Source organism: Belliella alkalica, from assembly GCF_022549785.1.
GTDB classification, from domain to species: domain Bacteria; phylum Bacteroidota; class Bacteroidia; order Cytophagales; family Cyclobacteriaceae; genus Belliella; species Belliella alkalica.
In genome coordinates this window covers 170,034-185,055 of sequence record NZ_JAKZGO010000001.1, presented here as the reverse complement: position 1 = coordinate 185,055, position 15,022 = coordinate 170,034, and the positions used below count along the sequence as shown (strand labels likewise).

Annotated in this window: 13 protein-coding genes; 10 read left to right on the top strand and 3 right to left on the bottom strand. The window is 37.8% G+C overall.

What is annotated here, in order from left to right:
- Positions 1 to 27 precede the first annotated feature (27 nt).
- From MM213_RS00790 to MM213_RS00780, 3 genes are all read right to left on the bottom strand, one after another.
- On the bottom strand, positions 28 to 1,350 hold the full coding sequence (locus MM213_RS00790) for a DEAD/DEAH box helicase (RefSeq protein ID WP_241409394.1): 1,323 nt from the start codon (positions 1,348 to 1,350) through the stop codon (positions 28 to 30).
- 27 nt (positions 1,351 to 1,377) lie between these two features.
- On the bottom strand, positions 1,378 to 1,731 hold the full coding sequence (locus tag MM213_RS00785; RefSeq protein ID WP_241409393.1) for a septal ring lytic transglycosylase RlpA family protein: 354 nt from the start codon (positions 1,729 to 1,731) through the stop codon (positions 1,378 to 1,380).
- Positions 1,732 to 1,897: 166 nt separating this feature from the next.
- Positions 1,898 to 2,395, bottom strand: coding sequence for a hypothetical protein (locus MM213_RS00780; RefSeq protein WP_241409392.1), 498 nt, complete (start codon positions 2,393 to 2,395; stop codon positions 1,898 to 1,900).
- 529 nt (positions 2,396 to 2,924) lie between these two features.
- Here MM213_RS00780 and MM213_RS00775 point away from each other — a divergent pair.
- From MM213_RS00775 to MM213_RS00730, 10 genes are all read left to right on the top strand, one after another.
- Entirely contained in the window at positions 2,925 to 3,902 is a 978-nt protein-coding gene (locus MM213_RS00775) for a formylglycine-generating enzyme family protein (protein WP_241409390.1), read from the top strand.
- Positions 3,903 to 3,914: 12 nt separating this feature from the next.
- Complete coding sequence (locus MM213_RS00770) at positions 3,915 to 5,219, top strand: Gfo/Idh/MocA family protein (RefSeq protein ID WP_241409387.1); 1,305 nt, start codon at positions 3,915 to 3,917, stop codon at positions 5,217 to 5,219.
- 6 nt (positions 5,220 to 5,225) lie between these two features.
- The gene (locus tag MM213_RS00765) at positions 5,226 to 6,143 is read left to right on the top strand and encodes a hydroxypyruvate isomerase family protein (RefSeq protein WP_241409785.1); all 918 of its coding nucleotides are present in this window, start codon (positions 5,226 to 5,228) and stop codon (positions 6,141 to 6,143) included.
- A gap of 12 nt (positions 6,144 to 6,155) precedes the next feature.
- Positions 6,156 to 8,063: a beta-N-acetylhexosaminidase gene (locus MM213_RS00760; RefSeq protein WP_241409385.1), complete on the top strand. Its 1,908-nt coding sequence runs from the start codon at positions 6,156 to 6,158 to the stop codon at positions 8,061 to 8,063.
- Positions 8,064 to 8,397: 334 nt separating this feature from the next.
- The gene (locus tag MM213_RS00755; protein ID WP_241409383.1) at positions 8,398 to 10,173 is read left to right on the top strand and encodes a sodium:solute symporter family protein; all 1,776 of its coding nucleotides are present in this window, start codon (positions 8,398 to 8,400) and stop codon (positions 10,171 to 10,173) included.
- Positions 10,174 to 10,183: 10 nt separating this feature from the next.
- Positions 10,184 to 11,359: an SIS domain-containing protein gene (locus MM213_RS00750; RefSeq protein WP_241409382.1), complete on the top strand. Its 1,176-nt coding sequence runs from the start codon at positions 10,184 to 10,186 to the stop codon at positions 11,357 to 11,359.
- A gap of 1 nt (position 11,360) precedes the next feature.
- The gene (locus MM213_RS00745; RefSeq protein ID WP_241409380.1) at positions 11,361 to 12,257 is read left to right on the top strand and encodes a 1-phosphofructokinase family hexose kinase; all 897 of its coding nucleotides are present in this window, start codon (positions 11,361 to 11,363) and stop codon (positions 12,255 to 12,257) included.
- 3 nt (positions 12,258 to 12,260) lie between these two features.
- Positions 12,261 to 13,205, top strand: a complete 945-nt coding sequence (locus MM213_RS00740) for a carbohydrate kinase family protein (protein WP_241409379.1) — start codon at positions 12,261 to 12,263, stop codon at positions 13,203 to 13,205.
- Positions 13,206 to 13,208: 3 nt separating this feature from the next.
- Positions 13,209 to 14,033 (top strand): class II fructose-bisphosphate aldolase, encoded by an 825-nt coding sequence (locus tag MM213_RS00735; protein ID WP_241409377.1) that lies wholly within the window; start codon positions 13,209 to 13,211, stop codon positions 14,031 to 14,033.
- Between the two features lies 1 nt (position 14,034).
- A complete protein-coding gene (locus tag MM213_RS00730; protein WP_241409375.1) occupies positions 14,035 to 15,009 on the top strand; it encodes an amidohydrolase family protein in 975 nt (324 codons plus the stop codon).
- The last annotated feature ends 13 nt before the right edge of the window (positions 15,010 to 15,022 follow it).

Sequence of the window (15,022 nt, the reverse complement as noted above, 5' to 3'; positions counted from 1 at the left end):
AGAAAATTAATTTTTGGGGCTCTGTTTTTAGTTTGCAATTGCTATTTTGACTTTGATTTTTTTCAATTTTTCTTGATTTACTTTTCTGAGGACTTTCTCTGCCAATTCTCTTTTGACAGCGACATAAGCCGAAAAATCCAATATACTGATGACTCCAATATCTTTTCCATCAAGTCCACCCTTTTTGGTCAAAAGACCTACAATATCTCCTTTGCTTATTTTGTCCTTTTTTCCAGCACTAATGTACAGACACTCGTAGGCAGGGAGCTCTGGACTGATAAAATTTTGTGAAGGATAAATTTCTTCTACTTCTTTGTCGATATACTCAGGAAGCATTTCGTCATTTGCCAAAATCAAATAACCTTGACCTTCAGCATGCATTCTTGCGGTTCGGCCATTTCTATGGGTAAATGCTTCTACCTTTGGAGGAAGCTGGTAATGTACTACGTGCTTGATTTCAGGTATATCAAGACCTCTGGAAGCCAAATCTGTCGCTATCAGTAGGTTATGTGCGCCAGATCTAAATTTGATCAGATTTTTTTCTCGATCAATCTGCTCCATTCCTCCGTGTAAAATTCCATGGGGAAAATCAAAATCAGTCAATAAAGTGCTTATCCTATCTACAGCATCCCTGTGATTACAAAATACAATGCAGGCCTCGTTGTTGAACTCTGCAACCAAGCGCATCAAAGTTTCAGCTTTCTCAATGCTTGGTGTATTTACCAGTTTAAGTTCTAGCTTCGAATCGTCTTCGTCTTGTAAGTAGTTGACTGTTTCAGGGTCACTGAAAGGGATAAACTCTGGAAGTCTGTCCATTTTGGTCGCTGATGTCAGAAAATATTTAAGTGGATTAGACAACGGTCTTAGGATATTCCTGATTTGATCATGAAAACCAAGCTGTAGGGATTTGTCAAATTCGTCCAAAATCACAACTTTTATGGCACTTGGGTCAAAGGAATCTCTCTCAAAATGATCTTTCAATCTACCGGGAGTTCCTATCACAACAGCAGGTCCTTCTGCTAGACTGTTTTGCTCTATCTTCATAGAATGGCCACCATAGCAAGTGCTTACCTTGAAAGCAGTTTTCATACTTTTGAAAACTTGCTCAATTTGTATGGCCAATTCTCTGGACGGCACAATTATCAGTGCTTGTACGGCCCTGAGATCTGATTGCAGGAAATCTAAAAGTGGAAAAAGATATGCCAAAGTCTTACCAGATCCAGTAGGAGCCAGAAGCATAAGGTTGTCATGTTGCTTTGCTTTGTCAATGAAATCCAACTGCATTTCATTGAGGGCATTTATCTGAAGGTGATTGAGTATTTCTTGGGTCGCTTCCGTGTGATTTGTCATGCGGCAAAGATAAGCAATCCTACTTCATTATTTTTTGTATTTTATTTTTACATCAGCTACGCCTGCATCTATTAAGTCTATTTGTTTTGCGGCTCTTTTTGATAAGTCTATAATCCTTCCACTTACAAAAGGACCTCTGTCATTGATCCGTACTGTAACTTTCTTACCATTAGTTTGATTGATGACTTTCACTTTTGTCCCAAAAGGTAATGTTTTATGTGCTGCTGTCAATTTGTTTTTTCTGTACTTCTCTCCACTTGAAGTAGCTTTTCCATGATACTTATCATTATAGTATGATGCTTTCCCTACCTGAGTTGCTTTTTGGCTGCATGATGAAAATGTCAAGGCTAGAATAAAACAACTGATTATTAATCGACTCATAGAATTTTATGTCTTTTTTTTATTATCACAAGAACAATGCCGAGCAAAAAAATAGAGGCTCTTTTTGAGCCTCTATTTTGTTTTTGATAAGATATCAGAAATTTATCAATTTGATTTCACTTCATGTGAGTAGTGTTCCATAGTTTTTAAAGTAAAATCACAATGATTATTCCTCAATAGACTCAAAAGTTAACACATAGATGGTAGGTGTAGATCCAGTGGTTTCTAAGCTTTCTCCTTCTACATCATTTGCAGCATATTCGAAAGCTAGACAATCTGTTCCACTAACTTCAGTGACGATGTATTCAAAAGCAATACTGTTTTCCTCGTCAAGAACTAAAGAGAAATCCAAAATTCCATCAAGGCTTAGTTCGGTTAACTTAGAAGATTCAAAATAAATTGCATCATCTGAATCTAACTTTACTTCTATAGTAGCAGTTTCAAGCTCATTTTCTGAATTGAGATATGTAATTATCACATCCTCAGAATCCCATTCGCTTTCTTCTCCAAACACATTATTGCCTTCAGCGTCATTTACCATTACTTTAAACGAAACAAGATTTTCATCGGTACATGGGTTTTCATCATCATTACAGCTACTGAAATTGAGTACAACAAATGCGGCTATTAATAATGTTGGTAGTTTTCTTAGTAAATTCTTCATAATCCTTTTTAGTTTGGTTTGTAAAATGTTTGTGGAACGCTCACGAAGCCAATACGACAGCATTACTCAAAACGCTACAATAAATGTTTAAAAAAAGTCAAAAAATGTCATAATACATTGAATGTTAGTGTTTATAAAAAATATATTTTAATAAATTAATGTGTTTTTAAATTTAAAAATATAATTTTTTTTATTTAAGTACATTTCATTTTTTAGCATATTTGTTTTCTTGTCATCAATCGTCGTAACTACTTCTAGAAGAAGGTTAATTTTTCTTTGGACACTCTAAAGTAGAATCCTCCATAGCTCAAGAGTCTCTAATGGCACAAATAAAAATAGCAGCAGTTCTAAAAGCGGATAGACAGATTGTTTAATTATTCTCTTAAAAAACTTAGAATAATTTCTTTTACTTTCTAAACTCTTTCGAAAAATTTTCAAATCATTCAAATCTTTGTGTATTTTTTTTATATTTAAGCTCTAGAATATTCCAAATCACCTTCCCAATAGCACTATCACCTCTACATAGATAATGAAGAAATCATATACAATATTAATTTCTCTCGTTCTTTTGATGTTAGCATTTTCATTCAAAAGTCAAACAGAAAAATTTGAACCTTATCAACAAGAAATACCCAATACTACAGTATCATTTCACATGACCCCAATTCCAGAAGGCAGCTACGTGATGGGGAGTCCCCAAAGCGAAGTGGGACATTTTGAAGATGAATCACCAGAAAGAGAAGTTGAGATCGATGCATTTTGGATGGGAACACATGAAGTGACATGGGATATTTTCGAAATGTTTTTGGATAAGGATTATGAAAAAGCAATAAGTACACAACCATTGCCAGAAAATGTAGATGGCCTTAGCAGACCGAGTACACCTTATTTGGATATGACATTCGGCATGGGCAAGGAGAACAAACCTGCAATTGGTATGACCCAATATGGAGCAATCCAATTTTGTCATTGGCTATATAAAAAGACAGGGATTTTTTATAGATTACCTACTGAAGCAGAGTGGGAGTATGCAGCAAGGGCAGGATCGAGGAGTAGGTTCTTTTTTGGAGATGATAATAGTTTACTCGAATCTTATGCTTGGTATGAAGAAAATAGTGGTGGTACTACTCATGAAGTAGGAAAAAAGAATCCAAATCCATGGGGACTGTTTGATATTATTGGAAATGTAATGGAATGGACATACGACCAATATGAACCTTATGAAATAACTCAAGGAATTCTCAAAAATCCCGTCAAAAATCCTGAAAACTTGTATCCAAGAGTACTCAGGGGAGGACATTATGAAAGTACTGATAATGAATCAAGAGTAGCCAAGAGGTTCATGTCAGATCCAATATGGAAACAGCTTGATCCTCAGATCCCGAAAAGTAAATGGTGGTTTCCCGAAGCGCCATTTGTGGGGATACGCTTGGTAAGGCCATTAAAAACCCCTTCACTTGAAGAAATTGAGCAGTATTATAACAAACAACCTATATCAGATTACTAAAATAACCAAACCATGAACCAAAGAAGAAATTTTCTCAAGACCTCTGCATTACTGACTGGAGGTGCCCTGATAAATCCGTATTCATTTGCCGGTGCATATGCATCGGGTACAGATACCATCAAAATAGCCTTGATAGGATGCGGTGGAAGGGGAACAGGTGCTGTTTTCCAAGCTTTCGAAACAGGGTACAACATCAAACTTGTGGCCATGGCTGATGCGTTCAGAGATAGACTTGATCAAAGTTTCAAGCCTATTTTAGATAAGTATGGGAAAGACAAGGTTGATGTTCCCGAAGATAGAAAGTTTGTAGGTTTTGACGCATACAAGCACGCTATCAAAGAAGCAGATGTTGTAATCCTTGCTGCACCTCCAGGATTTCGCCCTGACCATTTCGAAGAAGCTGTCAAGCAGGATAAACAGATTTTTATGGAAAAACCTGTGGCAATTGATGCTGTGGGGATTAGGAAAGTGCTAAAAGCAGCAGAAGAAGCGAAAAGTAAAAAGCTTAATGTAGTGGTTGGATTGCAGAGGAGATATCAGGATAATTATATTCAAACAATCAATAGAATCCATGATGGTTCCATAGGTGAAATCGTTTCAGGACAAGTATATTGGAATGATGGGGGAGTTTGGGTGAAACCCAGAGAGGAAGGACAAACCGAAATGGAATACCAAATGAGAAACTGGTACTATTTCAATTGGCTCTGTGGTGACCATATAGTGGAGCAGCATGTACATAATTTAGATGTAGTAAACTGGGTGAAAAGAGGATATCCGGTCAAGGCAGAAGGAACAGGAGGTCGGATGATCAGAACTGGAAAAGATCACGGAGAGATATTTGACCATCACTCAGTGACATATACCTATGAAGATGGTTCCGTAATTTTAGGGGAATGCAGGCATTTTCCTGGAGCCCATAATAGGGTTGATGAGTCTTTTCAGGGAACAAAAGGAAGAGCATATCTCAGCGCTGGGAATAAAGGATTACTATGGGATGCCAGTGGTAACCAAATTTATGAACATAATGGACGAGGAAATAAAAACCCATATCAGAAGGAACACGATGAACTTTTTGAAGCAATAGTCAATGGGGATTTTAAATTCTCAGATGCAGAAAATGCTGCAAAAAGTACCATGACAGCAATTATGGGAAGGTATGCAACTTATTCTGGAAAAACTGTTTCATGGGAAGATGCTATTAATTCAGAATTGGATCTCATGCCTGAAAAATTGGCTTGGGATGCTGATCCAAAAATCCTCCCAAACCCTGATGGATTCTATCCTTTTGCTTTACCAGGTAAGACTAAAGTGATTTAGGCTATGATGAAAAGAAGAAAATTCATTAGAAACGTTTCTTTGGGGTCAATTATAAGTGGGTTGACTGGTTTTGATTTGATTGCTGGGGAAAGCAATGCGCCTGAAGTGGATAAGTTTAATTTGGATTATGCACCACATTTTGGGATGTTTCAAAATCATGCAGGAAAAGACCTGATCTCCCAACTGGATTTTATGGCCGATCAGGGTTTTCTATCTCTGGAGGATAATGGGATGTTGGGAAGGTCAGTCGAAGAGCAGGAGAAGATTGCAAAAGCACTTGAGAGACTTCAGATGACCATGGGAGTATTTGTCGTAGATGGCGGAGATAATTGGAAAGTTTCGCTGACTACAGGAAAGTCAGAGTTTTTGGAAAATTTTATCAATACTTGTAAGAAATCTGTAGAGGTTGCCAAACGTGTCAATGCAAAGTGGATGACTGTAGTCCCTGGTTTCTATGAAAGAAATTTGCCTTTGGGCATACAGACCGGAAATGTCATTGAAGCGCTTAAAAGGGGTGCTGAAATTTTCGAACCCCATGGTTTGACCATGGTACTTGAGCCTTTGAGTGATACTCCAGAACTATTTCTAAGATATTCAGATCAATCCTATGCAATATGCAAAGCTGTGGGAAGCCCTGCATGCAAAATCCTTTATGATGCTTACCACATGCAGCGTAATGAAGGTAACTTAATACCAAACATGGAAAAATGCTGGGATGAAATTGCCTATATCCAAGTTGGTGATAATCCTGGAAGAAAAGAACCCGGAACTGGTGAGATCAATTATAAAAATGTTTTCAAATTTTTAGCCAATAAGGGCTATGAAGGAATAGTTGGTATGGAGCATGGAAATGCTTCTTCTGGAATAGAAGGAGAAAAAGCATTGATCAAAGCATATCGTGAAGTAGATCAATTTAATAACTAATAAATATTTGAGATGAAAAAAGAATTTAAATTTGTGATAGCTGGGTTGCTGGCTATTTTTTTGAATACGGTCATATCATATGGACAGCAGCGGGAATCAGTTTCGGTGATCCCTCATCCATTGAATGTAAGTTTGGGAACAGGCTCTATAGAGATTCAAAATGGCTCCTTGGTGTTTGCCGAAAGTACCGGGCTGAGAAAATCAGTTTCACTTTTCAATGATTACCTTAAAAATAGATATCGTGTAAACCTTAACGTTTTATCCCAAAAACAAGCCAACACGCTTATTTCGGTTTATCATGACAAGGAACTTGATTCGGAAGCTTACCAATTGGTAATAGATCAAAATAAAATTGAGATAAAAGGGGGAGAAGCTGGTGTTTTTTATGCTTTTCAGACTTTGTTACAATTGATCGAAGAAAACGATGGTAAATTGACAGTTCCGGTTTTGGAAATTGACGATAAGCCTGAGTTTGGTTATAGGGGATTGATGATTGACGTCAGCAGACATTTCAGGACGCTTGACGAAATGAAGCAAATAGTAGATTTGATGGCACATTTCAAATTGAATAAACTTCATTGGCATTTGACAGATGATCAGGGTTGGAGATTGGAGATCAAAAAGTATCCAAAGCTTACAGAGATCGCAGCATGGAGAGATGAGACAATTATCGGTCAATATGGAAATTTCAAACCATTTATATATGATGGAATCAAGCATGGGGGTTACTATACTCAAGACGAAGCAAGGGAGTTAGTGCAATATGCTGCCGATAGAAAAATAACAGTAATTCCAGAAATTGAACTTCCAGGCCACACTTCGGCGGTATTGGCGGCATATCCTGAGTTGGGTAGTTTTGAGGTGAAAGATGGTGTTGTTCAAAAAGGAAGTATTGCAGCAAAAGATGCAAAGGGCAATGCATACAACAATGAGATTTACCCGAAAGTACCGGGTTATTGGGGAATTCTTTACAACATATATGGACCAAAAGAATCTACTTTTAAATTTTTGGAAGATGTCTTGACAGAGGTGATGGACATCTTTCCAAGTGAATATATCCATATTGGAGGGGATGAAGTTCCCAAAGATCATTGGAAAACTTCTGCGATTGCACAAGAATTCATCAAGAAGAACAAATTGAAAGATGAGCACGAGCTGCAAAGCTTCTTTATAAGAAGAATCGAGAAGTTTTTGAATAAGAATGGTAGAAACTTGATTGGTTGGGATGAGATTTTGGAAGGTGGGTTAGCACCAAATGCTACCGTGATGAGCTGGAGAGGTGAAGCTGGCGGAATAGAAGCAGCCAAAATGAACCATGATGTGATCATGAGTCCAAATAGTCACATGTATATTGATCATGGTCAAGGACCACAGGCTGACGAACCATTGTTTATTTGTTGCTTGTTACCTTTAGAAAAAGTGTATAGCTACTATCCAAGACCAGAATCACTTACTGAAGAGCAGCAAAAGCATGTTTTGGGCGTACAAGCGAATATGTGGACAGAATATGTGCCTTCATTTTCCAAAATGCAATACATGGTTTTCCCAAGGCTTTTGGCTTTGTCTGAAGTGGCATGGTTGCCCAAAGATAAAAAAGACTATGATGAGTTTTTCACCTCCAGACTTCCAAAACGATTGGCGGAACTTGAAAATCAAGATGTGAATTTTAGAATACCTGAAGCCAAGATCGAAATTTGGGATGCAGATGGAAAGAAATCAATTAAAATGACACCAAGTGTAAAAGGAAGCAAAATCTATTACACTTATGATGGGCATCTTGCTGATAGAACATCGCAATTGTACAGAGGTGAGTTTTTGATGCCAAAGCCTGGTGATGGGCAAGGGCCTCTCAAGTTGAAATATATCATAGTTACCCCATCTAATCGTGCAAGTGGTGTTTATTCCTTAGAAGTAGAATAACCTAAATCTCTCTTTTTTTTAAGCCCTGATAAGCTACCGCTTGTCAGGGTTTTTTCATTTTATTTAAAAAATAAAATGAAAATTTTTAAATTTCGTTTTATATAATAATGAAAGTTTTTATATTTCGATAAATTCCGAAACCTTTCACCAAAAGCTGTGAATATTACAGGGAAAAATGAGGTTTTTGATCGAGGTCTATATCCAAAACAGTTTGTATGGGCATATTTCTCAAAATATATAAAGGTAAATTGCTTTTATTAAGGAAAAATAAAGTAATCCCTCTATAAATTAAGAATTAGGAAGAAAATATATAACATAAAGATTCGAAAGAATAATGCTTTTACAACAGATTGATTGGATCATTTTGATTAGCTTTTTTGCAGTTTCGTTAGCGATTGGCTTGTACACTGCAAAGAAAGCTTCCAAAAGCCAAGAAGAGTATTTCAATGCAGGAGGTACGATGTCTTGGTGGCTTTTGGGAATCTCTATGGTTGCCACTACTTTTTCTACCGATACCCCAAATTTGGTTACAGATATTGTCCGTAAAAATGGGATTTCTGGAAATTGGGTTTGGTGGAGTTTTTTGTTGACTGGAATGTTGACCGTCTTTTTCTTCGCAAAACTATGGAAAAGGTCAGGTGTATTGACTGATATTGAGTTTTATGAAATGCGCTACAGTGGTAAAATCGCTGCCTTTTTGAGAGGTTTCCGCGCTATATATCTAGGAGTTTTCTTCAATGTCGTGATCATCGCCTCAGTTTCTCTTGCTGCAATAAAGATTGGTGGGATTTTATTGGGGATTAGTCCATTACAAACACTTTTGATTTCCGGTGTCGTAACAGTTATTTATAGTTCATTAGGAGGTTTGAGGGGAGTGGTTTTGACAGATTTTATCCAATTTGGACTTTCTCTTGGAGGTGCTATTGCGGCAGCTTATATAGCAGTAACTCATCCTGCAGTGGGAGGAATGGAAAATCTATTGGCAAATCCTGAAGTAAGCAAAAGATTGAATATTTTGCCAGATTTTGGAAATATGGAATTGGCAGTTATGGTCTTTTTTATCCCTTTGTTTATCCAATGGTGGTCTGTATGGTATCCAGGAGCAGAGCCAGGTGGTGGTGGATATGTAGTCCAAAGAATGCTTGCTGCAAAAAATGAAAAACATGCCTTTAGCTCAGTTTTGCTTTTCAACATAGTGCATTATGCAATCAGGCCTTGGCCATGGATCATCGTTGCATTGTGTTCCATTATTGTATTTCCAAATTTATCAGACATTAGCGCAGCATTTCCCAATACTGCTTCAAACATAATCCAAGATGATATAGCCTATCCAGCGATGTTATCTTTCTTGCCTGTGGGACTGATGGGCTTGGTCGTTACCTCACTTGTGGCAGCGTATATGTCCACTTTGTCCACTCATTTAAATTGGGGAGCATCATATGTTGTCAATGATTTCTACAAAAGATTCATCAACCCAAACAGTTCACAAAAAACACTCGTGAATGTTGGACGAATTGCTACCGCCACTATTATGCTGTTGGGTGGACTTATTGCCCTACAACTGGAGAATGCGCTGCAAAGCTTTAGCATTCTACTACAAATCGGAGCTGGAACAGGACTATTGTATATTTTGAGATGGTATTGGTGGAGAATCAATGCGGCAAGTGAACTGACAGCTATGATCGTTTCTTTCTTGGTGGCATTGTATTTTTCATTTGTCCATAAGCTTTACTTCGATCCTTTACCTACTCATATAGAATTGGTTATAGGTGTTGCTGTTACCACATTTAGTTGGGTTTTAGTAACTTTCATTTCAAAGCCAACAGATCAGCAAGTTTTAGTCAATTTTTTGACTATCACAAAAGTTCCTGGTAGAGGTTGGGCTAAAGTTCGTGCCTTGGCAAAGAAAGATTCTGGGATTGAAGTGGATGAGAATCTGTTTGGATTCCAAAAAGCTATCTTTTCTTTTGCCATAGGAGTTATTGCAATTTATGCCTTACTGATTGGGATAGGAAAAATAGTATTAGGAGAACCAAATCTTGGGTATGCGCTGATCTTTGGATCTCTGCTAGCCTTTGCTGTTGTATATAAATTAATAGACAAAGAATAACCAAAAAACAATGATATCAACAACCTACTTAAACTTAGACCACCAAAAAGCCGAGAAAGTTGGTGCACAAGAAACCGCAAGGGAAATTGCGCATCAACCTCATCTTTGGTTAGATGTATTGAATTTGATTGACACAAACAAAAGTCATATTTCAGCATTTTTAGACCCAATTTTTGAAATCCCCAACCTCCGAATCATTCTCACTGGTGCTGGCTCTTCGGCATTTATTGGTGAAGCAGCACAAGGTTTGGTTCAGAAGAATACAGGGAAAATTACTCAGGCTCTTGCTACTACAGATTTGGTAACCCATCCTGAATTGTTTTTCGTGGATGATGTGCCTACGCTTTTAATTTCATTTGCTAGGTCCGGCAATAGTCCTGAAAGTGTGGAAACGGTGAGACTTGCTGATTTACATGCAGGCAACCTATATCATTTTATCATCACTTGCAATGAAGAAGGTCAGTTGGCTGAATATGCGAGGCAACATAGATCCAATACTTTCTGCTTGCAATTGCCTGAGGAAGCAAATGATAAAAGCTTGGCAATGACAGGTAGTTTTACTTCAATGTTGCTTTCAGTGTTGCTGATTTCAGATTTGAAGGGATTGAATTTGAAGAAAGAAGAAGTTGGATCAGCCTCTAAGTATGCTGAATACATTTTAAATAATTTTCCTTCCAAATTTCAAAAAATAGCTGATTTGGACTTTGAAAGAGTCATATTCTTGGGTTCAGGACCATTATTGGGGATTGCACGAGAATGTCATTTGAAACTTCAGGAATTGACTGATGGTCAAGTTATCTGTAAGCATGACTCATTTTTGGGTTTTAGACATGGTCCAAGAGCTGTATTGAACGAAAAGAGTTTAGTAGTATTCCTGTTTTCACATGATGCACATGTATATCAGTATGAAAAAGATTTGGCTAAAAGCATTTCCTCGGATCTGAGAGGAATTCCTTCCATTAGTTTTGGAATTCAAGAAAAAGATGATTTTGATTCCATCCTGAGTGTTTCGAATAGCTCTATAGATAGTAATGTTGGTGATTTCAATATGTTGGTAGCTACGCTAATTGGTCAATTACTAGGATTTTACAAATCGTTGGCTTTAGGTCTTCATCCTGATAGTCCTTCTGTAAGTGGAGCTATTTCTAGGGTAGTTCAGGGAGTGAAAATTTATAACAAGCATTAAAATGATTTTAACTGTCTGTCCAAACCCGTCCATAGATACTTTTGCTTATTTGCCTTCGATTAAATTGGGTTTAAGCAACAGGATTGAAAAAATAAAGGAATTTCCTGGTGGTAAAGGGATTCATGTTGCATTGGCACTCCAGGAGCTAGGTGCGGATGTGGAGTTGATGGGTATCTGGGCAGGAGCAACGGGGAGCTGGATAAAAAAATCATGCACAAATCTGGGAGTGAAGTTATCAGGGATTGACATTCAGGGATCTACTAGAAAATGCTTCACATTTATCACAACAGAATCAGAATCAGATCATACTGAAATTCTAGAGCCTGGTCCGCAATTGAATGAAATTGATTTCCAAGAGTTTTTGGAAAATTATAAAAACTCACTTCGAAAAGCCTCAATGGTTTGTATTTCTGGTTCTTGGCCAAGTGGGAGCCCTCAGGATGCTTGTCAGCAATTGGTGAAGTTGGCGAATCAGGGAAATGTAAAAGTCTTTCTGGATTGTACAGGGGTACAGTTGGAAAATGCCTTGAAAGAGGATGTTTTTGGACTTCATTTAAATGAATCTGAATACTTGGAAGCCTGTAAAGATTTTGGTGATGATGCTTTTATGAAAATTGAATGCTTGGCATTGACGAAAGGAAAAGAAGGTTTGGAGCTAAAGTTTAATAATAGCCAAATTCATGCAAAGGTGATTTTGGATAAGGTGATCAGCACTGTTGGAAGTGGTGATTGCCTTACAGCAGGGGTTTGCTTTTCTGTGGAAAATAATATGTCTATCGAAGAAATTGCAAAATTCGGCGTGGCTTGTGGGGCCGCCAACTGCCTGAGGGAAGATTTGGGTATGTTGTATAAAAATGATGTTGATACGCTCTATGACAGAGTTGAAATAAAAAATTGAGAAATGGGAAACAAGAAAATTCTGGTTGTAGGGGAGTTGAATGTCGATCTGATATTGAATAATATAGAAGGCTTTCCAAAGATTGGAGATGAAATTATCGCCAATGATATGAATCTTACTCTGGGAAGTAGTTCTGCAATATTTGCTTCGAACATTTCGATTCTGGGTATTGATACCTCCTTTTGCGGAATGGTGGGCAGTGATTATTTTGGAGAATTTATAGAAAAGGTATTGGTAAATAGGGGAGTTGATTGTTCTTTTTTGAGAAAAGTGAAAAATAAACAATCAGGAGTTACTGTAGTGATGAATTATGATCAAGACAGGGCCAATGTCACGTATTGTGGTGCTATGGAAAACCTTACCATAGAGGATGTGCCCTGGGCTGAGATAAAGCAATTTGACCACCTGCATTTTTCCAACCTTTTCCTTCAGAAAAATATCAAAAATGATATAGTCCAACTGTTCAAAAAAGCAAAAGATGCTGGACTGACAACATCCCTTGACCTTCAGACTGATCCTGAAGGAGCTTTTGATTTTGACTATGCCGCTTGCTTGCCATTTGTTGATGTTTTCCTTCCAAACAAATCTGAGTTGCTAGGTATCACTAAAACTGAATCTGTGAAAGAGGCTTTGGATAAAATAAGTCCTTTTGCTAATCATGTGGCTTTGAAAATGGGAGAAGAAGGCAGTATTCTAGTATCCAATGGAAAGCAAACAATTGAATCAGGATATTCACATTCTTCCTTTGTAGATGCCATTGGTGCAGGAGACAGTTTCAATGCAGGTTTTATTTCAAAGTTTCTCCTTGGAGATCCTTTAATTGATTGCCTAAAATTTGGGAATCTGATAGGAGCTATCAATACTACAGCTGCAGGTGGTACAGGTGCATTTCAATCAAACTCCCAACTCTCCAAAATAGCTAAAGAAATTTTCAATCAGGATATATAATTTATGAATCTTAAGAATAAATTAAAACTACTTACAGAAGAGAAAAGAGGACTCCTTGCCACCAATTTCTACAATCTGGAAACATTGCATGGTGTCCTTGGTGCTGCGCAACAAACAGGAGATTCTATTATATTGCAGTTGACTCAAAGTTCCATAGACTACATGGGTTTGAATACTGCGGTAGCTATGGGAAGGGAAGGGTTGAAGCAATTTGGTGTAGAAGGTTGGATCCACTTGGATCACGGAGGGTCTGTGGACTTAGCCCAAAGCTGCCTGGATGCTGGATTCGATTCAGTTATGATTGACGGATCCGAGTTGCCATTTTCCGAAAATGTAAAGCTCACACAGGAGGTTGTGAAAAGAGCAAAATCCTACGGAGCACATGTTGAGGCTGAATTGGGATTTGTCGCAAAACTTGGACAATCACATGCCCACAACGGTTTTACTCAGCCCCATGAAGCGAAACAATTTGTCGAAGAAACAGGAGTGGATGCTTTAGCAATTTCAATTGGTACTGCCCATGGATTTTACAAAGAAGAACCAAAGCTCCAAATAGATTTATTGAAATCAATAGTCGCAGAAGTGACTGAAGCTACATTTGTACTTCATGGTAGTTCTGGAGTACCAGAATCACAACTTCGCACAGCTATACAAAATGGAATCTGCAAAGTCAATTTGGCTACGGAGATCAAAAACATCTTTATGAAGACCCTTCAGGATATATTAACCCAAAACGAGGAAATAGATTTAAGAAAAGTATTTCCAAAAGCAACGAACGCCGTTACCGAATTGGTAAAAGGCAAATTGAACATTGTAAACAATAGATAAGATGAATTTGATTGATGCACACTGTCATTTGAACACCAACTCCGAAGCAAAGTTAGAAAAGGCCTTGGAGAAAGGAGCCGCATTTGTGTCCATCAATACAGATATTCCATTCTTTGAATCATTGGAAAAGCAGGAAGCTGTAGTCTTGGAACTAAAGCAAAAATATCCTAACCAGGTGAGGTACATAGGATCTTTTGAATCAGCTGGCTTTGGTTCGGATCAATGGATCAACAAAGCGCTAAACCAAATCAAAAAAACAATTTCCAATGGTGCTACAGCAATCAAAATCTGGAAAAATTTTGGAATGGCTTTGCAAGAAAGTGACGGAACCTATGTACTTGCAGATGATCAAAGATTAGATCCGATTTATAAGTATTTGGCGGATCAAAAAGTCCCAATGATAGGCCATATCGGCGAACCCAAAAATTGCTGGCTGCCACTGGATCAGATGACAGTAGATTCCGATAGGGAATACTTCACTCATCATCCAGAATACCACATGTATTTGAATCCAAAAGTCCCGAATCATGATGCCCAAATAGCAGCAAGAGATAGAGTATTGGCAAAGCACCATGATTTGGTTTTTGTTGGGGCACATCTTGGAAGCATGGAATGGAACCTCGATGAAGTTGCCAAAAGGCTCGATTTGTATCCCAACTTCCATGTTGATCTGGCAGAAAGAATTTGCCATGTTCAGCTTCAAAGCATGGTTGACAGAGAGAAAGTAAGGGAGTTTTTCATCAAATACCAGGATAGGATTATCTATGGTTCGGATGTGATAGACAATGGTTCTTTGACCGAGATTCAATGTGCTCAAAAATTCGAATCATTGTGGGAATATCATCAGGAGTATTTCACTACGAATAATAAAATGACAGCACCAGAATTCAAGGGGGAATTTACTGGCTTGGAGCTTCCTGAGGAGGTAAACAGGAAGCTTTTTGTCGAGAATGCAAGGAAAATGTACAAATTTTAATTTAACCATATCA

Coding starts and splice junctions, on each gene's coding strand:
- MM213_RS00790 (WP_241409394.1), bottom strand. CDS start 1,350: ATGACAAATCACACGGAAGCGACCCAAGAAATACTCAATCACCTTCAG.
- MM213_RS00785 (WP_241409393.1), bottom strand. CDS start 1,731: ATGAGTCGATTAATAATCAGTTGTTTTATTCTAGCCTTGACATTTTCA.
- MM213_RS00780 (WP_241409392.1), bottom strand. CDS start 2,395: ATGAAGAATTTACTAAGAAAACTACCAACATTATTAATAGCCGCATTT.
- MM213_RS00775 (WP_241409390.1), top strand. CDS start 2,925: ATGAAGAAATCATATACAATATTAATTTCTCTCGTTCTTTTGATGTTA.
- MM213_RS00770 (WP_241409387.1), top strand. CDS start 3,915: ATGAACCAAAGAAGAAATTTTCTCAAGACCTCTGCATTACTGACTGGA.
- MM213_RS00765 (WP_241409785.1), top strand. CDS start 5,226: ATGAAAAGAAGAAAATTCATTAGAAACGTTTCTTTGGGGTCAATTATA.
- MM213_RS00760 (WP_241409385.1), top strand. CDS start 6,156: ATGAAAAAAGAATTTAAATTTGTGATAGCTGGGTTGCTGGCTATTTTT.
- MM213_RS00755 (WP_241409383.1), top strand. CDS start 8,398: ATGCTTTTACAACAGATTGATTGGATCATTTTGATTAGCTTTTTTGCA.
- MM213_RS00750 (WP_241409382.1), top strand. CDS start 10,184: ATGATATCAACAACCTACTTAAACTTAGACCACCAAAAAGCCGAGAAA.
- MM213_RS00745 (WP_241409380.1), top strand. CDS start 11,361: ATGATTTTAACTGTCTGTCCAAACCCGTCCATAGATACTTTTGCTTAT.
- MM213_RS00740 (WP_241409379.1), top strand. CDS start 12,261: ATGGGAAACAAGAAAATTCTGGTTGTAGGGGAGTTGAATGTCGATCTG.
- MM213_RS00735 (WP_241409377.1), top strand. CDS start 13,209: ATGAATCTTAAGAATAAATTAAAACTACTTACAGAAGAGAAAAGAGGA.
- MM213_RS00730 (WP_241409375.1), top strand. CDS start 14,035: ATGAATTTGATTGATGCACACTGTCATTTGAACACCAACTCCGAAGCA.